General features: G+C 50.2%; 19 protein-coding genes. 10 read left to right on the plus strand and 9 right to left on the minus strand.

Going from position 1 to position 22,673, the window contains the following annotated elements; translation table 11 throughout:
* Positions 1-2: 2 nt before the first annotated feature.
* Genes GWG06_RS26605 through GWG06_RS26615 form a run of 3 tightly spaced genes read left to right on the plus strand, consistent with a single transcriptional unit; the run spans position 3 to position 3,706 of the window.
* Positions 3-1,451, plus strand: a complete 1,449-nt coding sequence (locus GWG06_RS26605) for a RagB/SusD family nutrient uptake outer membrane protein (RefSeq protein ID WP_160717348.1) — start codon at positions 3-5, stop codon at positions 1,449-1,451.
* A gap of 10 nt (positions 1,452-1,461) precedes the next feature.
* Entirely contained in the window at positions 1,462-2,196 is a 735-nt protein-coding gene (locus GWG06_RS26610) for a DUF4843 domain-containing protein (protein ID WP_160717350.1), read from the plus strand.
* Between the two features lie 34 nt (positions 2,197-2,230).
* Complete coding sequence (locus GWG06_RS26615) at positions 2,231-3,706, plus strand: PKD-like family lipoprotein (protein WP_160717352.1); 1,476 nt, start codon at positions 2,231-2,233, stop codon at positions 3,704-3,706.
* Between the two features lie 98 nt (positions 3,707-3,804).
* Here GWG06_RS26615 and GWG06_RS26620 read toward each other — a convergent pair whose 3' ends face one another.
* The gene (locus GWG06_RS26620) at positions 3,805-5,004 is read right to left on the minus strand and encodes a lanthionine synthetase LanC family protein (protein WP_160717354.1); all 1,200 of its coding nucleotides are present in this window, start codon (positions 5,002-5,004) and stop codon (positions 3,805-3,807) included.
* Between the two features lie 86 nt (positions 5,005-5,090).
* Positions 5,091-5,303, minus strand: a complete 213-nt coding sequence (locus tag GWG06_RS26625; protein WP_160717356.1) for a class I lanthipeptide — start codon at positions 5,301-5,303, stop codon at positions 5,091-5,093.
* A 371-nt stretch (positions 5,304-5,674) separates the two neighbouring features.
* Here GWG06_RS26625 and GWG06_RS26630 point away from each other — a divergent pair, with 371 nt between their 5' ends.
* From GWG06_RS26630 to GWG06_RS26655, 6 genes are all read left to right on the plus strand, one after another.
* Positions 5,675-6,217: a sigma-70 family RNA polymerase sigma factor gene (locus tag GWG06_RS26630; protein ID WP_127042949.1), complete on the plus strand. Its 543-nt coding sequence runs from the start codon at positions 5,675-5,677 to the stop codon at positions 6,215-6,217.
* 7 nt (positions 6,218-6,224) lie between these two features.
* Entirely contained in the window at positions 6,225-7,325 is a 1,101-nt protein-coding gene (locus GWG06_RS26635; protein ID WP_160717358.1) for a FecR family protein, read from the plus strand.
* 240 nt (positions 7,326-7,565) lie between these two features.
* Positions 7,566-10,985, plus strand: a complete 3,420-nt coding sequence (locus GWG06_RS26640) for a TonB-dependent receptor (protein WP_160717360.1) — start codon at positions 7,566-7,568, stop codon at positions 10,983-10,985.
* A gap of 22 nt (positions 10,986-11,007) precedes the next feature.
* The gene (locus tag GWG06_RS26645; RefSeq protein WP_160717362.1) at positions 11,008-12,831 is read left to right on the plus strand and encodes a RagB/SusD family nutrient uptake outer membrane protein; all 1,824 of its coding nucleotides are present in this window, start codon (positions 11,008-11,010) and stop codon (positions 12,829-12,831) included.
* A 33-nt stretch (positions 12,832-12,864) separates the two neighbouring features.
* Positions 12,865-14,169 (plus strand): IPT/TIG domain-containing protein, encoded by a 1,305-nt coding sequence (locus GWG06_RS26650; protein ID WP_160717364.1) that lies wholly within the window; start codon positions 12,865-12,867, stop codon positions 14,167-14,169.
* Positions 14,170-14,183: 14 nt separating this feature from the next.
* Positions 14,184-15,710: a right-handed parallel beta-helix repeat-containing protein gene (locus tag GWG06_RS26655; RefSeq protein WP_235938553.1), complete on the plus strand. Its 1,527-nt coding sequence runs from the start codon at positions 14,184-14,186 to the stop codon at positions 15,708-15,710.
* 4 nt (positions 15,711-15,714) lie between these two features.
* Here GWG06_RS26655 and GWG06_RS26660 read toward each other — a convergent pair whose 3' ends face one another.
* From GWG06_RS26660 to GWG06_RS26670, 3 genes are all read right to left on the minus strand, one after another.
* The gene (locus tag GWG06_RS26660) at positions 15,715-16,524 is read right to left on the minus strand and encodes an alpha/beta fold hydrolase (protein WP_160717368.1); all 810 of its coding nucleotides are present in this window, start codon (positions 16,522-16,524) and stop codon (positions 15,715-15,717) included.
* Positions 16,525-16,590: 66 nt separating this feature from the next.
* Positions 16,591-17,157, minus strand: coding sequence for a Crp/Fnr family transcriptional regulator (locus tag GWG06_RS26665; protein WP_160717370.1), 567 nt, complete (start codon positions 17,155-17,157; stop codon positions 16,591-16,593).
* A 133-nt stretch (positions 17,158-17,290) separates the two neighbouring features.
* On the minus strand, positions 17,291-17,851 hold the full coding sequence (locus GWG06_RS26670; RefSeq protein WP_202183130.1) for a hypothetical protein: 561 nt from the start codon (positions 17,849-17,851) through the stop codon (positions 17,291-17,293).
* Positions 17,852-18,075: 224 nt separating this feature from the next.
* On the opposite strand from GWG06_RS26670, the gene GWG06_RS26675 reads away from it, so the two are divergent.
* Positions 18,076-18,726 carry a hypothetical protein gene (locus GWG06_RS26675; RefSeq protein WP_160717374.1) on the plus strand — a complete coding sequence of 217 codons (651 nt, stop codon included), beginning with the start codon at positions 18,076-18,078 and terminating at the stop codon, positions 18,724-18,726.
* Positions 18,727-18,736: 10 nt separating this feature from the next.
* On the opposite strand, the gene GWG06_RS26680 is transcribed toward GWG06_RS26675, so the two are convergent.
* From GWG06_RS26680 to GWG06_RS26695, 4 genes are all read right to left on the minus strand, one after another.
* Positions 18,737-20,275 carry a DHA2 family efflux MFS transporter permease subunit gene (locus GWG06_RS26680; protein WP_127042929.1) on the minus strand — a complete coding sequence of 513 codons (1,539 nt, stop codon included), beginning with the start codon at positions 20,273-20,275 and terminating at the stop codon, positions 18,737-18,739.
* 55 nt (positions 20,276-20,330) lie between these two features.
* Positions 20,331-21,068 (minus strand): SDR family oxidoreductase, encoded by a 738-nt coding sequence (locus tag GWG06_RS26685; protein WP_160717376.1) that lies wholly within the window; start codon positions 21,066-21,068, stop codon positions 20,331-20,333.
* A gap of 47 nt (positions 21,069-21,115) precedes the next feature.
* On the minus strand, positions 21,116-21,700 hold the full coding sequence (locus GWG06_RS26690) for a TetR/AcrR family transcriptional regulator (RefSeq protein ID WP_160717378.1): 585 nt from the start codon (positions 21,698-21,700) through the stop codon (positions 21,116-21,118).
* A 227-nt stretch (positions 21,701-21,927) separates the two neighbouring features.
* Entirely contained in the window at positions 21,928-22,518 is a 591-nt protein-coding gene (locus tag GWG06_RS26695; RefSeq protein ID WP_160717380.1) for a TetR/AcrR family transcriptional regulator, read from the minus strand.
* Positions 22,519-22,673: the final 155 nt, after the last annotated feature.

The raw sequence follows: 22,673 nt of genomic DNA on the forward strand, positions 1-22,673 counted from the left end.
AGATGAAACGTAAGATCACCATTAGCATATACCTCCTGGCAGGACTGGTGCTGCTGGGCTCCTGCAATAAGTTCCTGGACGTAAAACCGGAAGATAAATTTATGGAAGACCAGGTATTCAGCTCAGAAGCCAATGTGCTGGCTGCGCTGAACGGCATATACATTACGATGGCCAGAGAAGAGCAGTATGGAAAAAACCTGACGATGGGCATGACCGATGCCATGGCGCAGTATTACATGACCTATATCAGCTTCGGGGATACACACGAATACGATAACATAGCCAACTACCGGTATGCAGAGAAGGATACGAAAGCGAAGACAGAAGAAACCTGGATTGCCGCCTACCGGAATATTCTTCAGGTGAATGCCTTCCTGTACGGACTGAACAAGTACCGCGACCGTCAGCTGCTGTCTCCCGCAAAGGATTCGCTGGTAAGAGGGGAAGCTATGGCGTTGAGGGCGCTGATGCATTTTGATATGCTGCGCCTGTTTGGTCCCATGTACAGCTCTCCGGATTCTACCCGCGCATCTGCTCCGTACTATACGTTGGGTAATGCAGAGCTGCAGCCGTTGTTGCCCGCAAATCGCGTGGCAGACAGCGTGCTGAAAGACCTGCACCAGGCGGAGCTATTACTGAAATCTGACCCCGTTGCCAGTAAGGGCAGCAGCGGTACCGGCGGAAATGATTTCTTCGGCAGAAGAAATATACGGATGAACTATTACGCTGTAAAAGCCTTACAGGCAAGGGTATGGCTATACAGGGGCAATAAAGCCGCTGCACTGGCCGCCGCCACCGAAGTGATAGACAAAGCCTCCCGCTGGTTCCCCTGGACCGCCGATAACGGACAGGCCGGTTACGATCCGGAAGATAAAATTCTATACGCCGAAGTGTTGTTCGGCTTGTTCAATATTGATCTCTATACCACAGGGAAATCGCTCTTCTCCGATGATCTCACGAACCAGCATTTGCTGGCTCCTATGGAAACCCACCTGGATAAAACCTACGAGGGAATGAGTTCTGAATACCGTTATGATAAAATCTGGAAAAGAGGCGCTTCACATGCCGTAAAACTGTTTACAAAATATGTTGATGTAAGAGAGACAGAAGACAGAAATAAGCCTTTCCGATATATCCTGCCGATGATACGTATGAGTGAGATGTACTACATCGCGGCAGAATGTGTGCCGAATGCTGCCGCCGGCATCGGTTACCTGAATCAGGTACGTGCACACCGGAACCTGCAGCCGCTGGGCGCTTCAGCCAACCTGCAGACAGAGCTGAGAAAGGAATACGCCAAAGAATTCTGGGGAGAGGGGCAATTATTCTTCTTCTATAAAAGAAAAAAAATTACCTCGGTGCTGGCAGGCAGCTCCGATAACCAGATTAAACTGGGAAGCGGACAATATGTAGTGCCGCTGCCCGATGCTGAAATCTATTACAGAAATTAAAAGCAGTACTATGAAACTGAAGAATATCATTGCCGGAGTGCTGCTGCTGGCAGCCTGTAAGAAAGCAGATGTTTTTACCTATAAAGCAAAGGATGCCGTATACTTTAATGTATACAACAATGGTTACAGATCAGATTCTTCCTACCTGAATTTCCTGAACATTCCGGCGGAAACAGACAGCTATGTATTCCGCATACCGGTGATGATCACAGGCGTGCCTGCTCCGGTGGACCGGTCTTTTATTGTAGTGGCAGATACCTCTTCCACCGCTGTGGCAGGTAAGCATTACCGCGCATTGCCCCCAACCTTTACCATGCATGCCGGAAAGAGCAGGGATACCATTGCCGTTGTATGGCTGCGTACCCCTGATATGAAAAATGCAGCGGTGACCTTACGGCTACAGCTGCAGGAGAATGAAAATTTCAAATCAGATTTTCAGCCCATACTCGACGCTGCCAATAAACGCACTTATCTGTCCAGGTATACCATCCGTACCGGCGATATGCTGGTAAGGCCGCCGGGATGGTGGGATTTTATGCTGGGTGATTTTACCCTGAAGAAACTGTTCCTCATCTGCCGCCTGATGGATAAGAAGCCGGATATGTTTGAAGGCCCTATGAATATGGGACTGAACATAGAGATCGGCATATTCATGCAGCATTACCTGGATGATATGCGGAAGGATGGCGCCCCGGTGCTGGAAGATAACGGAGATGAAATGACGATGGGACCAGGCATGATGTAAATATCATCTTTCAACCTGTAAAAAGAATTCAATCATGAAGCAAACTATATATAACCGGCTTTGTTTTTTCCTGCTGCTGGCTGTTTGCAGCAGCTGCTATAAGGATAAGGGCAATTACGATTACCATCCCATCAACGAAGTAACTATCCAGGCCATCGATACCGCCTATGCCGTATTGCGGGGCGACTCCCTGCATATTGTTCCAAGGAAGACCTTTTCCCTGAGCAGCAACCCCGAAGATGCTTACACCTATGCCTGGATTGCGGTGAACGATTCTTCCAAAACGCTGGCTACTACGCCGGAACTGCATGAACCGGTCATGCTGATGCCTGATAATTATGAACTGTATTACCGGATCACAGAAAAAGCTACCGGCATTAAGTATGAGTTTAAAACAGAGCTGCATGTTATGACAGGCATCTATGAAGGCTGGCTGTTACTGAACGATCAGGGCAATGACAATCCCCGGCTGGATATGCTGTCAAAGAATGTAAGCGGCGATTTTAATTTCATTTCAGATGTGCTGAATTATGCCAGGTCACCCCTTCAGCTCAGCGGAAAGCCGCGCTCCGTACAGGTTATACGGTACCGGAACAATAACCCGGATGTGCTGATTGGTACTTCTACCGGTACTACCAGAATTGACCCCGAAACATTTGACTGGAACAGGACGATGAATGTGCTGTATGATATGCCACGGAATACGCCTGCTGATTTTGCGCCGGACAGACTGAATCATCAGTACGGGATTACGTACCTGGTGGACAAGGGAGATTTGTATTACCGTAATCCTCCCTACAGCATTATGTTTGCGCAACCGCTCAATGTTGTCAGGATGGAAACCGGGAAGTTCAGCGTATCGCCGTTTGTAGCGGTAAGTATGTTTTCCTATTCCCTGCTGTATGACATCACCAATAAACGTTTTCTGCGGCATTCGGTGGAGAGCTTTGCCCCGTATTGCGAGCTGATGCCGGAGTCGCCGGATTTTGACTATAATAATACGGGTATGGACCTCGTGTATATGGAGCGGACAGAGTATAATGAGTTTGATGTATTCAGTATTCTGAAGAAACCGTCAGGCGAATTTTATCTCTCCCGTATTTACCTGTTTTTTGATACAGAGTATGAAACAGCGCCGGTGCGTATGAATGCGCCTGAGCTGGACAAGGCATCCTGTTATGCTGTCAATCCGGATTATGGTTATGTGTTCTATAGCGTAGGCGGGAAGTTGTATGAGTATGATTTCAGTTCCAACCAGGCTAAATTAAAACTGGATATTTCTCCCCGTGTAATTTCCTGTTTACAGACGCAGTATATGGAGGCAGAAAAGGAGCCGCTCAAAAGCCTGAGAAAAACGCTGGCAGTATGTAGTTACGATCCCGGCGGGCCTGCAGGGAAAAGCGGACGTATTGATTTTTACGCCGCCACAGCTGTGATGGGCGATCTGCAGCTGCGTCGTTCCTTTAGTGGTATGGGTAAGGTGATCAGTATGGATTACAGGGGACGTTAACAAAAGATAACTCCTGATAGCACAAATAGTTGATTGTCTATCCTCTAATTAACCCTTATATAGCCCCGGCCTGCTTTTGCGGCCGGGTTTTTATTTTATCAGGAGAGCATGAGCATTTCATCCCATGCAGGAGGGATGTTGCTTTGGTAGGACAGGAGGGATAATCCTACACCGGTGCTACCGTCCAGCACATCCCAGCAGTATTCCCAGTCTTTGCCTGCACCTATCCATCCGCGCATGCCATGTACGCCGGGTTGACCGGAGAAAATTACTTTCTCCAATGTGTTGTTGTACCAGTGTTGTGCGCATTGGAGGAAGGCGGGGTCTTTTGTTTCGTGCCAGAAGCGGTTATAAAATGCGGCGATGCCGCCGGAGCCATGGCACAGGCAGGAGTCCACCACGCCGGCAGCTTTGTCGGAAATCCTTTTTGTGTTATAGTGCATAATATCCAGGGCCTCATCCATCCAGGCGGATTCCTGCAGATGTTTGCCACAGTACCAGCAGGCGAGGGCTACGGAAAGATCTCCATAGCACCAGGAGAGGCGGCTGAAATCTGAGCGGCCGTCCAGCATACCCGGAAACAGTGCGCGCTGGTGGTCGGCGCTGCGGGGCAGCTGTTTGCTTTTAATAAAGGCGATACAATCGGTTATCAGTCGCCGGCATTGACCGGTGGCGATACCGGTGCAGTATATTTTAGCGAGCAGCACCAGCAGGCCGCAGGTGCCATGCGCCATACTGAAGGCATCGACACCTGGCTGGTCGGGTTGATCCATGGTGAATACGGGGAGGCTCAGTCCTCCGGGGGCGGGTACTGCGGCGGCGGCCAGCGTATCGACGAATTGCTGCAGGTGTGCCGCTACGGCGGGTTGCGCAGCATATGGTATCAGGAAATGACAGATGCCGGCGCTGCCATAGAGGAAATCAAAATCTTTTTTATGCAGGCATTGTTCGCTGTCGGTAATAGCGGCAGGAAGAAAATCTGTGAGCAGCATATCCATGTCGATGTCTATAAATTCGTGCGCATGGAGATGTTGTAATACCCAGAACGGTCCGGTGGCGCCGCTGCAATAGTCGTATCCCGTAACCGGTTCCGGCTGCAGGTCCTGGTAAAGCTGTTGCAGCAGATCTCCCGCCAGCGGATCCTGAACATTGTACTGGCGTTCGTAGTAGAACACATACAGCAATGCTCCCCACGGGCCTTTCAGGAGGCTTTCCGCATAGTAGGGTTCGTATCTTTTATGTTGCAGCAGGGTAATATTATCGTGATAGATAGTGGTCAGTATCTCTTCTGTTGTCATAGTATCATCTTCCTTAAAAAAATAACAGTACAGCTGCAACACAATGGTTATATGTTTTTAGCTGTACTGTAAGCTCGTTCATGTCATCAGTTTCTGCAGGTGCCGCCGAAAGTAAGTATCGGCTCTTTACAACACGGATAGCAGCGCATAGGCGTTTCAGCCGTGGAGAATGCAGTGCGGTAAGGCGCGCTGACTGCTACGGGTCCTTCTACTACATCAGTTTGCGTAGAGCTGAGTTTGGCAACAGTGTTCTTTTTCAGAAACAGTTTCCTGTCCAGGGAGATTTTTGTTGTTTGCATAGACTATATGTATTGAGGGTTAAAAAAATACGCGGAAAATGTTTACAGGTAATCTCAGATTCATGTGACGGTATATAAATATACCAAAAAATAAAGGGCAGCAGGGAAATTTTGCTATATAATTATCCAGTAAGGTCAATTACGAATGCCGAATGATGAATGGCGGGTTAAGCACGAAGATTTAAGCGGATTCATGATTTCCCGATCCGCTTAAATCTTCGTGCTTAACCCGCCATTCATCCTTCGTCATTCGTAATTAACTATAATTATGATTTTACAACTATAATCTCTAACTTACCCGGTATCAACCAGGGAACGCGGTTCAGGAGAACCTGTAATTTATTGACTTACCACATTAACGCCATAGGTGCATGGATCAATGCGCGGACATAGAGCTGGTCCAGCGGTTAAAGAGCGGCGATGCCACCGCTTATGATACCTTGTTTGTCAGGTATTACAAGCTGCTGTGTGTCACTGCCTTCTGGCTTCTGCAGAATGAGCAGGAGGCCAAGGATATTGTGCAGACATTTTTCCTGGATATATGGGACAGAAAGTTGTATCTCCAGTTTAACAATGATATAAAAGGGTATTTGCATACGGCCGTCAGGAACCGTTGTCTCAATCATATTAAGAAGCAGAAAACGCAATTGCAGCAGCAGACGGCTTTTGCATTTCTGCAGGACGACAGCTGTATGGCCGGCCCGGAGCAGCTTCCGGACTACAGCGGCCAGCTGCATCAGAGCCTGGATACTATTGCGGGCCAGAAGCGTATGGCCATACAGATGATATACCTGGACGGCAAGCGGTACCAGGAGGCTGCTGATGAGATGGGGATCAGCATCAATTCCTTTAAGAGTTACCTGAAGAAGGGTATGAAGCTGCTGCGTCATGCCGTGAATAATAAAGACCGCTGAAAGGGTTATGGAACAGCAACAGGAGAAAATATTCCAACTGTATATACAGCAGCTCACAGGCCATCTGTCTGAGGAGGAGGAGGCTCATGTGCAGCGCATGCTGGCGGAAGATCCTGCCTTTGCGGCTACCTGGGCTGCCCTGGAAGCTGAAGGGAAAGAGATGGACGTACAGGGTTACCTGCATCGTGTAGATGAACAGGCTGCCCTGCAGCAATTACAGCAACGTAGCCTGCGCCCGGCCTCCCGTAAAAAATGGCTGGCAGCGGCGGCGGTACTGCTGCTGCTCCTGAGCGGCAGCTATTTCTTCTTCCGCAGCACGCCGGCAACACCTCCGCTGGCGCAGGTAAAGCCACCGGTACAGCTGCTGCTGGCAAACGGCAGGCAAATCAACCTGGATAATGACAGCGCCGTCCGCACAGTTAGCAATGCTACCCTGACCACCGGCAACAACATGCTCCGGTACGAATCTGCCGATACTGCCATGAACACCCTGCAGGTGCCGGCCGGCGCTTCTTACCGCCTGATGTTGTCTGACGGGACGGAAGTATGGCTCAACGCCGCTACCAGCATGCGTTTTCCGTTCCATTTCTCCGGCGGCTCCAGAGAGGTGTATGTCAGCGGAGAAGCCTATTTCAAAGTAGCGAAGCATCCGCAACAGCCTTTCACCGTTCACACGCCACTCACCAATATACAGGTGCTGGGCACCGCTTTTAACGTCAACACCTATCATAACGGTAATGTTCGTACGTCGCTCGTGGAAGGGAAGGTCATCACCTCCGCTGCCAACGGTCTTCAGACAACCCTGCAGCCCGGTTATCAGTCCGACTACTCCGCTGCTACCGGTTTTGCCGCCTCCCGATTCGATGAAGAAGAAGTATTGTCATGGATAAACGGCGTATATTATTTCCACCATATGCCATTGCCGGAACTGGCCGCCGCAGCTTCCCGTTTCTATGGTATCACCATCGTCACAGATCCGCAAAAACATGCCCGCACCGCCACCACCGGCATCATGGAGCGGGATAAACTCAGTGCCTTTCTAAATGATCTGGAAACTACCGCGCAGGTGAAGTATAGTTATAAGGATGGGGTGCTGCACCTCGAGTAGGAGCCATTTGATTATTTTTTTATTTTATTATTTGAGATTTGTATCCAGGCCATGCCTCCCTTGTATCTATTGGTACAAAAGAATACCCTGATCGGATACAACATCTCAAATAATAAAATAAAAAAATAATAAAATGAAGACACCCGTTTCCTCCTCTCCGTTGTAGTATATAAAAAACGAACAGCAAAAGAACAATGGTAACACCACGTTATCGGACTAACTATTAAATGAATTTCTGTTATGAGAAAATGTATACGCCATTGCCGGCCGGTAATGCGCAGGGCTGTGCTATGCCTGGCGCTGTGCGGCATATGTTTCCTGCATGTACTGGCACAGGAGCAGGGCTTCCCCGCAGCCGCTGCGGTAACGGTGAAAGGCAGTAACCTGTCGCTGCTGCAGCTGTTCCGGACTATCAAGAAGCAGACGGGGTTCACGCTTGTGTACAGCAACCAGCTGCTGGATGACGGCGAAAAAGTTACCGTGGATTTTAACCGGACAAAGCTGGAAGATGTACTCCGCTTCCTGCTGAAAGACCGCAATATCCGCTATGAAGTACGCAGCAACCGTATTGTGCTGGACAAAAAACCGGCAGCAGCGCCGGCAGCCCTGACACGGACAGATAGTGTCAGACCACAGGCCCGGCAGGTACGCGGCCTCGTAATGGATGACCAGGGCGTGCCGCTCCCCGGCGCTACCGTGGCTGTTAAAGGTACCTCCCGCGGCGTGGTGACAGATGTGCTGGGCGCCTTCTCCATAGATGCCGGCGATAATGATGTACTGCGTATAGCCATGATCGGTATGACGCCGCAGGAGATAAAGGTAGCCGGACAAAAATCATTGAAGGTGGGCCTCAGCCGCACCGTAGATAAACTCAACGAAGTAGTGGTGGTGGGCTTTGGCAACCAGAAAAAAGTAACGGTAACCGGCGCCGTGTCTACGGTAAATATGGCGGACATGCGCACACCCGTAGCGTCCCTTACCAACGCGCTCACCGGTAAAGTAGCCGGCGTCATCTCCATGCAGAGCAACGGCGGCGAACCCGGATATGATAACCCCACCTTCACCATCCGTGGTATCGGTACCTTCCAGGGCAGCGTATCTCCCCTGATTATCGTGGACGGTGTACAGCGCGAAGATGTAAACAGCACCTACGGCGGCGCCTTCAACAATATTGATCCGGAAGATATCCAGAGTATCTCCCTGCTGAAAGATGCTTCTGCAACTGCCGTATATGGCGCTAAAGGCGCTAACGGCGTACTGATTATTACCACCAAAAAAGGACTCGCCGGCAAGCCAAGAATAGCTGCCAAAGCAGAATCCGGCATGACCGGATTAACCCGCAGACCGAAAATGCTGGACGGCGTTACCTATATGCAATTGTTTAATGAAGCACGGAAGAATGAAGGTAACGCACCCGGATTTTCGGAAGAAGTTATTCAGAAAACCGCCAGCGGCCTCGATCCCTACCTGTATCCGAATGTAGACTGGATCAACACCATTTATAAAGACTATGCTTCCATGACCAACGCCAATGTTAATGTCAGCGGCGGCGGAGAAGCGATGCGCTATTATGTATCCATGTCTTTCTACAACCAGGACGGGCAATACAATGTCTCTAAAATTAACGGCTACAATCCTAACCTGAATTTCAAACGCTATGATTTCAGAAGTAACCTGGATCTCAATGTCACCTCTTCCACGGTGCTGTCGCTCAACCTCGCAGCGATGCTGGTAAACAGTAACTTCCCCGGCTCTTCTGCTTCTGATATCTGGTACAGCGCCTATGCTACTAACCCTGTCGCCTATCCGGTGAAATATCCCGGTAATATCTGGGCCGGGCCGCGCAGCAACGGCGGCGTCAATCCTTTTAATATTGTACAGAATAATGGCTACAGCCGGGAATTTAAACCATCCGTGCAATCTGTGCTGACACTCACACAGAAATTAGATGCCATCACCCGGGGACTCAGCGCCACCGGACGTTTTTCTTTTGATACCTACGGAGAATTTAATACCAAACGCTCCGGCACCAACGACCTGTGGTATGCCGGCTCCCGCAATGCCAGCGGAGAACTGGTGCTGGAAAGAGTACGCACCGGCAGTACCTACCTGGGTTATGAGCCTTCTTCTTCCGGCGAAAGAGTGATGTATCTTGAAGGAAACCTGAGCTATGACCGCAACTTCGGTAAGCATACCGTCGGCGCGCTGGCGCTGGGTACCATGCGTAACCGCATGGTAGGCTCTGCGGGCGATCTGAAAGGCGCTATTCCCTACCGCAACCAGAGCCTCGCAGGCAGGGTCACCTATTCCTTTATGGATAAATACCTGGCGGAAGTAAATATCGGCGCTACCGGCTCAGAGAACTTTGAGAAAGGCCAGCGCTGGGGATATTTCCCTGCATTCTCTGCCGGGTGGGTCATCTCAAAGGAACGTTTCTTTGAATCCGCCACCGGGGTAGTGAACCTGCTGAAGATAAGAGGCTCCTACGGTACTACCGGTAACGATCAGATTCTGCAGAACAGGTTCGGCTACCTTACTTTCATAGAAAACGGTGCAGGCGTACAGTTCGGCTATTCGCCCACCGGCTACGGCGGTATCATTGAATCGGTGATCGGCACCAGGAACCTCACCTGGGAAACATCGGAGAAAGTTAACCTCGGACTGGACATCAGCCTGTGGAATAAGCTGAATATTACGGTAGATGCCTTCAGCGATCACCGGCGGGATATCCTCATTCAGCGCCGTTCTATCTCTTCTATCGCAGGTTATACACCCGGTGATGACCGCTACATGAAAATATTTGCCAACATGGGCGAAATGGAAAACAAGGGGATCGACGGCAGCGTAGAATATAACAGCACTATCGGTAAACATGTGAGCCTGCGTGTATTCGGTAACGTTACCTATGCCCGGAACAGGATCATCTATGCGGACTACCCGAAGTTCCTGTACGATTACCAGCAGCCGGAAGGCCACAGCTACGGCGAGTATTTCGGTTACGTCAGCACCGGCCTTTTCCGGAATCAGGCAGATGTGGATAAAAGTCCCAAACAACTGCGCCCGGTATTCCCAGGCGATGTAAAGTACAGGGATATGAACGATGATAAGGTGATAGATGCCAACGATCAGACGTATCTCGGTAAATCATCTTTCCCGGTATGGTCTTACGGCTACGGATTTAATATCGGTTACAAACGTTTTGAAGTATCTGCGCTCTTTGCAGGAGTGGCAGATGTTGGTATCATGGCCAATGGTACCGGTATCAGCAACGGGGTAGGCGTAGTGCCTTTCGCGGGTATGGGACAATACCCTGCCAACGCACTGGCGGCAGCTGCCAACCGCTGGACACCGGATAACCCCTCCCAGGATGTGGACTATCCGCGGCTGACAGTCGCCAACCCAAGTGATAATAATTACCAGAACAGTTCCTGGTGGCTGAAAGACGGCAGCTTCATGCGTCTGCGACAGGCCTCCGTTTCCTATGCGCTGATTACGCCGGAGATGAAACGCCGCGGTATCAGCAGTCTGCAGGTATACGCTTCCGGAACCAACCTGCTCACCTTCTCCCGCTTTAAACTGTGGGACCCTGAGCTGGGCGACAGAGGCGCCAGATATCCTTTCGCCAGAACTATTACCATCGGCCTCAGAGCACAATTCTAAAACCACCACAAATGAACATGTTATGAGGAAACTTACCTGCATCCTGCTATTCACCACGCTTGCCATTTGCTCCTGTAATTACCTGGACAAGAAACCGGATAACCTCCTCACAGAAGAGGAGATATGGAAAACCAGGTCCAACGCTGAAAGCTATCTGCATAATATTTACAGTTATGTCAACAATACAGACGGGGGCGACTTTGCCGCTATGGGAGCCTCTGATGAATCGTCTGTTATCTTCCCTACCGTGGCTGTCAGACAGATGGTCAGCGGTAACTGGAGCGCTTCCAGCGGATATTTTTACAACTGGGGAAACTACTATGTAGGTATCCGTAAATCATTTGTTTTTGAACAGAATATTGATAAAGTGCCATCCAGCCAGCTGAGTGACGACCTGAAAGTGCAGTACAAGGCGGAAAACCTTTTCCTGCGCGGCTGGTTCTACTGGCAGCTGTTAAGACAATACGGTCCGTTTGTGAAAGTAGACGGATTGCTGAACCCTAACGAAGATTTTAATCATTATCCCCGTGCTTCTTTTGACACCTGCGTTGCGCTGATCAACCGGCTGATGGATGCGGCATCGGCGCAGCTGCCGGGTGTCTGGGCTTCTTCCTCCAACTTCGGCCGCCCTGCCCGCGGCGCCTGCCTTGCTGTAAAGGCCAGCCTGGCGTTACTTGCCGCCAGCCCGCTGTGGAATGGTAATCCGCATTTCAGCGGCTTCAAAAACCAGAATGGCGAACAGCTGGCGCCAGCAGCCTATGATGAAAACAAATGGCGCATTGCTGTCGCTGCCGCCAAAGCAGTCATCGATGGCGGAAACTATAAACTGTTCACCAACATGGACAACGGCGGGACCTCCTTCGATCCGTACCTCTCTGTCCGCGACCTGTTCCTGACCAACTGGAACGATGAAATCATCTTCGGCACCCTGCAGTGGTGGCGCTGGGGTTTCACCAAATGCGCCTCTCCGGGACCCGGCGGTTACAATATGTACAACGCCACACAAAACCTGGTAGACCTCTTTGCGATGAAGAATGGCCGCACCATCGATGATCCGGTGTCTGAATATGTGGAAAAAGGCTTTGCCCAGGATAAAGGCAGTACCAGCTGGTCGCACCGCAAAGGCGACTGGAACATGTATGCCAACCGGGAAGCCCGCTTCTATGCCTTCATCCAGTACAACGGCCGCCCCGTGCTGCCCGCATCTACCACAGATGATAAAAACTATTTTTCATCAGAAGCAAATGTTAACGGAGAAGGCCGCTCAGAATTTTACTTCAGCGGAAAATCAGGCCAGAAAGCCACCAATGGCGGTAATATCACCGGATACCTGGTGCTGAAAAGAGTAAGCCCGAATGATAATATCCGGAATGATGTGGTCAGCTATCATGGTCCGTATATCCTTATACGTTATGCCGAAATACTGCTGGATTATGCGGAAGCCCTGAACGAATACGATCCGGGGAATCCGGATGTCGTAAGATACCTGAACCTGGTAAGGGAAAGAGCCGGTATCCCCGGTATTGAAACCGTATATCCGCAGGCGGTAGGTAATAAAGACCTCATGCGGAAGTATATCCTGCGCGAAAGAGCTGTGGAACTGTGTTTCGAGATGGACCGATACTATACCCTCACCCGCCGCCTGCTGCTGGGGAAACCTGAACACCAGGCTATTTACGGAATGGATGTGAATGCCGACGACGGCGGACAGGGATTTGCCTTCACCGGTTTTTATACCCGGAAATTATTCCAGCAAAGATACTGGGATGATAAAATGTACCTGTTCCCTATCAATCAGAGTGATATTGAAAGAGACAGGGCACTGGTACAGAACCCCGGATGGTAAAGGATTCTATCAACATCGTCTTAATAATAACATATGAGATTACGCACTTTATATATTTTGTCAGGATGTCTGCTGATACTGACATCTGCCTGCCGGAAAGAAGATAAAGGCCGGCACAGCGATGGTATGCCGATGACCATCAGCAGCTTTATCCCCGCCCGCGGCGGCGCCGGTACCTCCGTGCTGATTACCGGCAGCAACTTCACAACGGATACTGCTGCTATTGATGTGACCATCAACGGAAAACAGCTGATTATCACCGGCGCCAGCTCCACGCAGATTATGGCTGTAGTGCCCAAACGCTGCGGCACCGGTAAGCTCGTCGTGAAAATCGGTCATGATACCATTGCGAGCGCCGACCTGTACAACTATATCTATACCCGTGTTGTAAGCACGTTTGCAGGAAATGGTACCGCCGGTTTTGCCAATGGACCCGGTAAAGATGCCATGTTTAATTTCAACGGCACCGAATGGTACAGGAGTATGGGGCTTGCTGTGGATAACGATGGAAATGTATTTGTAGCAGATCCGGGTAATCACTGCATCCGTAAAATCACGGCAGATGGCATGGTGAGTACGCTGGCCGGAAACCAGCTGGCAGAAGGACATGCAGACGGTAAAGGGAGTGCGGCGCGGTTTAAACTGCCCTATGGCGTTACCACCGATCCGCAGGGAAATGTCTACAGCGTAGATCCTATCAACTATGATATACGTAAAATCACTCCCGATGGCAACGCCACCACCATCGGATGGGGCACGCAGTCACCGTGGAGTATAGCCTTCAACGTTAGTGACGGACAACTGTACTATACCGGCAGTAACAGTCCGGGTAACATATATACACTGGCCGCCGATGGCAGCAGCAAAGCGGTTGTCAGCAACCTGAACAGCCCTGCTGGTATAGGTTTCGACAGACAGGGCAATCTGTATGCCGTTATCAGCAGCGATCATACCGTCATGCGTTTCGCTGCCGGTACCTGGGAAGCGTCTGTCATTGCAGGGATGAAAGGCGTACCCGGATTTGTAAACGGCCCCGGTGCAGATGCGCGCTTTAACCTGCCCTGGGGGATGGCCACCGATGCTGACGGTAACATCCTCGTAGCCGGCAACGGTACATGGAACGGCGCTACCGGCCATCCGGATCAGAGTATCCGTATCATCAGCGCCAACAGCTGGAATGTAGCAGTTTATGCCGGCGGCGGTACTGCCGGTTATACGGACGGCATAGGGGAGGCAGCCGCTTTCAGCGCCCCCGGCGGCGTTGCCATCAGTAAAAACGGCGTTGTTTATGTGCTGGACAAAAACAATAACCGTATCAGAAGAATCATCTCAGAATGAAATCAATATTACGCATGAATATTTTATTTACAGCCATCATCATGGCGCTGGCATGCTCTGAAAGCAGCCGTATTACAGACAATGAAACCTATGCACATCATACATACTACGTGTCTCCGGAGGGGAATGACAGCAACCCCGGTACCATCAGGCAGCCGGTAAAATCCGCTAAAGCAGTGCTGAATAAACTGCTGGCCGGCGATACCCTGGTTTTCAGAAAAGGTGTTTACTACGAACCCATCAGCCTGTCCCGCTCCGGTACAGCAGACAGCTGGATCACCCTGAAGGCCTATCCCGGTGAGAAAGCGGTGATAGATGGCAGTCAGACCACCGTCAGCGGCTGGCAGGCACTGCTGGCCATCAGCAACGTGCGCTATATATCGGTAGAAGGGCTGGACATCTGCAATCTCAGCACCAACTCCGGCAGTGTAGATCCGGAAGGCATTGCGGTGACCGGTAATGCCCATCATATCAGCATAAAAAACTGCAATATCTATAATATTAAAAGCCATTCACCCATGAGCCAGGGGCGCAGTGCACACGCCATCTTCGCTATGGGCAACGGTACCGAAGCCATTACTGATCTTACCATCAGCGGCTGTACCGTGCACGATATGCAAACCGGCACCAGTGAGAACATCACGCTGGCCGGTAATATCGATGGGTTTACCATCAGCCGGAACAAAGTTTATCATACGGAGAACATCGGTATCATCGTGGCCGGCGGCGACGGACTGAACCCGCAGGGTAATCCTGCCACCAACTACGCACGTAACGGGGTTGTCAGCGATAACGAATTATATAACGTATCTATGGGCAACAGCGTTGATTTCTGGGGAAAGGATAACTACGGGGCCATTGCTATCTATGTATGCGGCGGCGCCGGCGTCATCATCGAGAGAAACAAGGTGTATGACAGCGACCGTGGTATCGGGCTGGTCAGCGAAAGCAATATCTATCCTACCCGCAACTGTATCGTGAGAAATAATTTTGTGTATAACTGCTGGCGCACCGGTATTTATATGGGTGATTACCTGAACTATACCCGCGGTGGTACCAAAGACTGCCAGGTGGTGAATAACACCCTGTTCCAGAACAACCGTACAGTAGGCGCTTTCGGGGAAATTGAAGGAGAAATCAGGCTGACGGAAAATTGTGAGAATAACATCATCCGGAATAATATCGTATATGCCAGACCGGTAGATGTGATCATCCATAAATACAGTAACAGCGGCTCCGGCAATATCATCGACAACAACCTTTATTTCACCACCGGTACGCCGCAGTGGATATGGAACAGCACCAACGATGCGCCCATTACTGATTTCAATACCTGGAAAACGGTGAGCGGTACAGATGCTGCATCTTCCTTCGCGGACCCGCAGCTGAAAAGTACTTCACTGCCTGACCTTCATATACAGCCGGGGTCGCCGGCTGTCAATACCGGATTTGTTATCAGCGAAGCGGTGAATGGCAAGACGGATATAGATGGCAGGCCGCGTATAAAAAATAATAAAATCAGCAAGGGCGCACAACAGTAAAACGTTAGCGGCAGTATTGATCCAGAAAGCGGAAGATGCTGTCGAACTCCTGCAGTGGCGCGCTGTGGCGGCCCTGCACCGGAATATGTTCATAGGGGTAGCGGAAGCGATGTGCCTGCAGCCTTTCCATCATTTTCCCGCACATATAGGTGCTCGGACAAATTTCATCCATTGTAGCAGAAAGCAGCAGTACCGGTCCGTTAATATTTTCGACCGGGATGGCTGCTTTCTCCGTTGCGAGGGAGTCCTGCAGCATGGCGCTGAAGGCGCCGCGCAGGTCGCCCTTCATCAGGAAGGGAACAGCGGCTTCGTTGACCGGTACAAAAGGAAGTTCTTCGTTGTTGTATTGCCAGGCACTGGTCGTAAAATGTTGCGTATGCCCCGGGAAGGCCACATGGCTGGGTACAATGGCCACCACGCCGTTGATGTCAGGAAAGTGGGCCGCCAGCAGCAGGGCCAGATCTCCGCCCCTTGATCCGCCGATGATAATCACTTTGTGCATACCAGCGGCTTTGCGGATAGCGTCGTGTACCTGGTTCAGGGAAATGCGGTTCAGCGTATCAGGGGCTCCTTTGCAGCGAAAGTATCCCAGTGCGAGAAAATGGTATCCCTGTTCCAGAAACCGGTCGCGCACCGGCTTCCAGCGATCGCTGCTCCACGCGTTGCCGCCTTCGGAGCCGCCAAGTCCTACGATCAGTGTCTGCCGCGTGCCGGCGCCGGAATAGTAAATGCTTTGTACGCCAGGGGTTTCAGATTGCCGTGCGGTAAGGGATAAACTGCAGGTCAGCAGCAGCAGGGAAAGAAGGAGTTTCATGTGTGTATTGTTTATACCACAAAGTTCCCTGTTAAAGCAACCGGAAGATTTGATCTATATCAAAAACTACCTTTCTGCCCGGATACGGCTCAGCGTTTCCTGTGTAATGCCCAGATAGGAAGCTATCATTCCCAGCGGGATGCGATGGTAAATATCTTCATAGGTCCTGCAGAAATGCACATATTTCTCTCTGGCAGTAGTAAAGCGCATAGAGGTGATCCGTTCCATGTAATGACCAAATACTGTTCCCATAGAAAGCCGGGCATATCTTTCCATTTCCGGGAAATGGTCAAACAGGTATACCAGGTCGTGGACTTCCAGCACCCAGGTATCTGTATCTTCCAGGGCATCGATAAAGTAAATATCCTGTTGCTGTTGTATAAAACTTTTTGGAGAATTCACCCACTCTTCCTCGCAGCTGAAGTACTCGGAAATCTCTTTTTCATCTTTCAGAAAATACACCCGTACCAGCCCCCGCTGTATAAAGTAACTATGTGTACAAATATAGCTGGCATGATGAATCAGTTCCCCCTTCTTAAAGGAACGGAATAATATCCTGGCTGTCAGTTCTGCTCTCAGTGCCGCTGACAGACGAATATACTTTTCAAAATGCCGGAACAGTGCCTCTGGCATACAGATAAATTATAATTAAATTTCCCTGAAAACATCTTCCATCTCCGCTCCCCGCTCTACTTCGCAATTCGCATTCCCCATCCATCTTCGCTTCTACATTCGTAATTCGCAATTCGCAATTCGTAATTCCTGTCTAACCTAGTTCTTCTTCCACCACCGGAATAATTTCTCCTGCCGTATTCACCGCATAAATACCGATCGCGTCAAATCCGTTGCGTTTAAGGGTTTCAAGCGATATTTCTTCTCCGGAGACAAGTGTTACCTGTCCGTTTTCGTTGAGGAACTCTGCGGCTTCTTCCTCATAATCGATGTTGTAATATACGCTGAGAATGATATCGAAGGTATCTTCCCCGTTCTTATCGGTATACCAGTGAGCCAGCGGACGTTCGCTGATCTGATCTGCCGGCCAGGTATCACAGAACATAGCGTCATAGCCATGTTTGCCGCCGTCGAACAGCAGTATTTCTTCACCGGTGATAATGTCAATGGCATATACAAGTGCGGGTGCATTTTCGGTGGCAGTAATCAGGCCGTGTTCTTCCATGAGTTCACCGTAATATTTTATTTTGAATTTTTTATTACCGGAAGAAGATTGCAGTTGTCCGCGCCACTCTATATCGATGACTTTATCAAAATACTTTTCATTGTCGTAGACAGCCAGCTGTTCGAAGTAGGTAGGGGCAGGTTTATTCATGACCATTTTTATTATGCGGTTATGAGTGCCAAGATAAGGCAATTTTCGCTGTATGTTCTTTTTCAGTATCTTCAATCGTTGTTATTACTGGAGGTCTGTATGGCCTCAGCCCCGGAAGTCATTGTTCAGCGCATTTAATCCCTCGGTTGTCAGGAGAAGGTAAGTACCAGCCAGGAACTGTTACACATATTTTGATATTATAACCAACCCCAAACAAGCATGTTATGATTCGTTTTGCTATTTCACTGGTGATCACCATCGGTATTTTCATTTACTGGAGAATTGAAATAAAGCGTACAGAGAGATTTTCATTTTTACATCAGGTGAAGGCGGAGGATTTAAAGAACATCTTTCATGCTGATACTGCGCCCAGTATTGCACTTAAAGTATGGGATACAGCCAGGATCAGCCGTGGCGTGTCAGGCACTCCGAACCAGGCTGCTTATCATGGCGTTAAGGTGAAGGTCTGGCATGACACTTCCCGCTTGAAAAAGTATACGGGTCTGGTTAAACCTGCATCTGTTACCGGGAGCGGGTATGCTGTTTACCGTTTCTCGCATACCGTTTCTGTCGGTAAGATGGCTGAAGTGCTGCATGAGAACGGATTTGAACGGAGGGTCGCCAGAACAATTGCCGGGAAGGCATCCAGGCTGATGAATGGCAGGTTCAAGGCGTTTTCCTTTGCGGTTACCGCTGCCGGCGGCGTTTACCTGGTGGTGGATTATTTCGATGCCACACCGGGAGAAATGATACGTAACAATTATCATGATATAGAACGGTTGCGGTGGATAAAGACGATTTTCATTATGGCCGTATTTATGACAGCATATTTCCTGTACCGGTATTTACAGGATAAGCGGATTATGCGCTCATAAAATCTCCGTGTCAATGATCCAGGATGACCACCGTGTCTGCATTTTTTTTCCGGGTAGAGGTGATGAGCAACAGTGGGAGAGATAGCAGGAAGATACCGCCTACGAGCAGAAATGTGTCGCTGTAGCTGAGCAGGGCGCTTTGCCTGATGACGGAGCTGTCCAGCGCTTTCAGGGCGCTGTTATGCGCTTCTCCGGCGGTGGCGCCTTTAGACATAAAGTAGTGTGTATAACCGGAGAGGCGTTGCATGACGGCGGGGTTGGAGGGATCGAGGTGGGAGACGAGATCGTACCGGTGTTGTGCGTTGCGGTTATGCAGGTAGGTATTCACGATGGCGATACCGAAAGAGCCGCCCAGCTGCCGCATCATGTTGTTGAGGGCAGCACCCTGCGGGATGTCTGCCGCAGCCAGGGAGGACACTGCCAGGGTGGTGAGTGGTACGGTAACGAGTGCAAGTCCTACGCCGCGCCAGATGAGGTAGCGGGTGATCTGTGCAGCGCCTGCATCCTGGTTGAGTCCTGACATCTGCCAGCTGAAGAGTACGAATAGCCCCATGCCCGCGAGGATCAGCCAGACTGGTCTGACGCCCCGCTGCAACAGGCGGGCAGAGATGATAAGTCCGCCGATAGCCAGGCAGGCTCCTGGCAGCAGCAGCATACCGGTTTGCAGGGGAGTAAAGTAGAGCAGCCGTTGGGCCATTACAGGGGTGAGAAAGACAGAGCTGAAGATGCCCATGCCGGAGACGAAGGTGAGTATGGCCGCGATGCTGAGATTGCGGCTTTTGAGTACCCGCAGGTCTACTACGGGGTGGGGTATACGAAGTTCCCACCAGATAAACATTGCGATGCCCAGGAAGGCGGCGACGGAGAGCCAGACGATATAGGCCGCTTCAAACCAGTCATCCGTTTCGCCCCGCTCCAGTACTGTCTGCAGGGCGCTCACCCCGATAGCCAGCAGCAGTATGCCCGTCCAGTCTATTTTCTGTGCTACCGGTTTTTGTGCCGGCGGGGGTAGCAGCCGGGAACAGATAACTGCCACCATAATACCGATCGGTATGTTGATATAGAATATCCAGGGCCAGTCATAATACTCCGTGATATATCCGCCCAGTGTAGGTCCTATAGTGGGACCAATGAATACGCCGATACCGAACAGGGCGCTGGCGATGTTTTGCTTTTCTTTGGGGAACTGTTCAAATACAATTACCTGTGACACCGACAGCAGGGCGCCGCCGCCGATGCCTTGCAGGAAGCGGAATGCCACAAGCATCCAGATGTTGGTGGCCTGCCCGCACAAAAATGAGAAGAGGGTGAAGGCGATGATGGAGCCGATGTAATAGTTCCTGCGTCCCAGCCGGGCAGCCAGGAATCCCGTGATGGGGATGATGATGACATTGGCGATGGCATAGGCAGTAATGACCCAGGAGGCATCTTCCAGGGTAGCGCCCAGGTTGCCGCTCATGTGCGACAACGCTACGTTGACGATAGAAGTATCTATTAATTCCATGATGGCTGCGGTGATTACCGCCAGGATCAGTACTGTCTTCTGCATAGGTGATATGTTATATACCGATTGGTATATTTTATGATAAAAAAAACGGATGTATTTATGCTCTGCCGGCGTTCATGGTCTGGAGGGCGGTTTCGGGAGAAGTGAGGTGCAACTGATAGAACTGCGCAGTATCGCCCACATGGATTTCGTAAACATCTGCCGCCAGCGCTGCGAGGAATTCAGCAGCCACCTGTTGTGGCGGAATGCCGTTGCTGCCGCCGATATCGCGGGAGAAAGCGGTATTCACGAGGGGAGGCATCAGTTCAAATACGCGTATGGGTGCTACGGAGAGGCGGAGCGACTGTGTATAGGAGTGGAGTGCGGCCTTGCTGGCAGCATAGGTGGGTATGTTGGCAGAAGGCGCAAAAGCTACGATGGAGCTTACCTGTACAATGGCAGCTTCCGGCTGCCTGCCCAGCAGTGGCAGCAGCATTTCTGTGAGCTGAATAACGGAGAAGTAATTGGTCAGCATTTCATCGGCGGCTTTTTCCATGGCGTCGGCCCTGTCTGACAGCCGGTAGGTGTATGCCTTGCCGGCGTTGTTGATGAGTATGTTGAGTTGTGGATACTCCTGTTCCAGGATGCGGAGCAGCCGTTTTACATCCGTGTGCAGGGTAACGTCGCAGGCGATGGGGATGATGCCGGGAATGGCAGCGGCGGCCTGTTCCAGCCGTCCGGTATCTCTTCCGGTGATGATGACCGTGTTGCCTTGCTGTTGCAGGGTGCGGGCCAGTTCCAGGCCGATGCCTGCACTGCCGCCGGTAATAAGTACCGTGTTGTTGCTTGTTTTCATGCTTGTTTGTTTTATACCGATCGGTATATTTTTATATAAAAAAATAATCAGAGTGCCTGGATCAATTTTTCAACGGACTGCATAATAGCGTTGCGGTAGTGCATTTTGCCGGTGAGTTTGGCAATCATGATACAGCCTTCTATCATGGCGATCATGGTAAGGGCGGTTTGTTCAGGATCTGTTTTTTTACTGAATTCACCGTTACGGATACCTTTTTCCACGATGGCGGCGAGCCTGTCTTTCCACGCAAGTATAGCTTCGGCGGCTTTCTGTTTCAGTGCCGGATGCGTATCATCTGCTTCGGTGGCAGTATTGAGCATAGGGCAGCCGCCGGCAGGGAAAGGATGCTTCAGAAAGTTGGAATACACCTGTACATACGCCATCAGCTTACCCCGGCAGGTATCCTGCCTGGCGGTTTCCTGCGCCATAATAGCGGTTACCTGCTGCAGGTTATGATCAAATGCCGCCAGCGCCACTTCATCTTTACTGGCGAAGTTGCCGTAAATGCTGCCTTTGGTCAGCCCCGTCGCATTGGTCATATCACTCAGCGAAGTGCCGGCATATCCTTTCTCATTAAATACCGGTGCGGTCATCTCCACAATAAACTGCCTTGTTTTTTCTGCTTTACTCATCACCGCTTTAGTTTTGTTGATACAAAATTATACCATTCGGTATAAAATAAACAAATTTATTTTTGGAGACACCGGTTTTTGATTAATTACGAATTACGAATTACGAATTGCGAATGCAGGAGCGAAGATTAAAACGTAGATGAAGGCGGATGTTTTCTAATTAGCACCCTTCATCTACATTTTAATCTTCGCTCCTGCATTCGCAATTCGTAATTCGTAATTCGTAATTAATCAAAAACCAGTACCCTCCTTCCTTTCCTGTTCGCAAGTCCGTACAGGAAAAGCCTGTTCACCTCCCCGTATACCTGGTGGAAATCGTTCCGTGGGGTGAACCGTTCTTCAGTCATAAACCTTAATTGCGCCATGTACACAGCGGTTATTACTGACCTGTCGATATTGCTGCGGTAGAGGTCTTCCTGCTGGCCCCTGTGAAGGTTCTGAAGGAGACAGGCAGAGAAGCTTTCTTCTTTGAATACTTCCAGCCGCATCCAGGAGGCGGGATAGTAATGTTTCAGATCCCGCAGGAATAGGGTAGAAGTAGTCTCCACTATTTTCTCTGCAGCACACAGCAATTGTTTCAGCTCTGCAATGGCATTGGCAGCCATATGTCTGTTCAGGGAAAGATACCTGTCTGCTTTCTCCACCCACTCCGCCACCATCAGCGCCACGAGCTTTTCCTTGCTGTCAAAATGCTCAAAAAATACAGTGGTGCTGAACCGGCAGTTTTGCGCAATTTCATCAATACTCACAGCCCTGATACCTTTTTGAAGAAAGAGAGCAGCGGCTGTGTGGAAGAAGTGATGGTATTCGTGTTTCATGGTTTGCCTTTTTATTGGAGTTAATTACGAATTACGAATTGCGAATTACGAATGAGGAGCGTAGATGTAAGCGAAGAAGTAAATGCTTTATCCGCTTACATCTACGCTCCTCATTCGTAATTCGTAATTCGCAATTCGTAATTACCCCCCATATT

Origin of the sequence: Chitinophaga solisilvae (assembly GCF_009928525.1) — a bacterium.
Taxonomy (GTDB): Bacteria; Bacteroidota; Bacteroidia; order Chitinophagales; family Chitinophagaceae; genus Chitinophaga; species Chitinophaga solisilvae.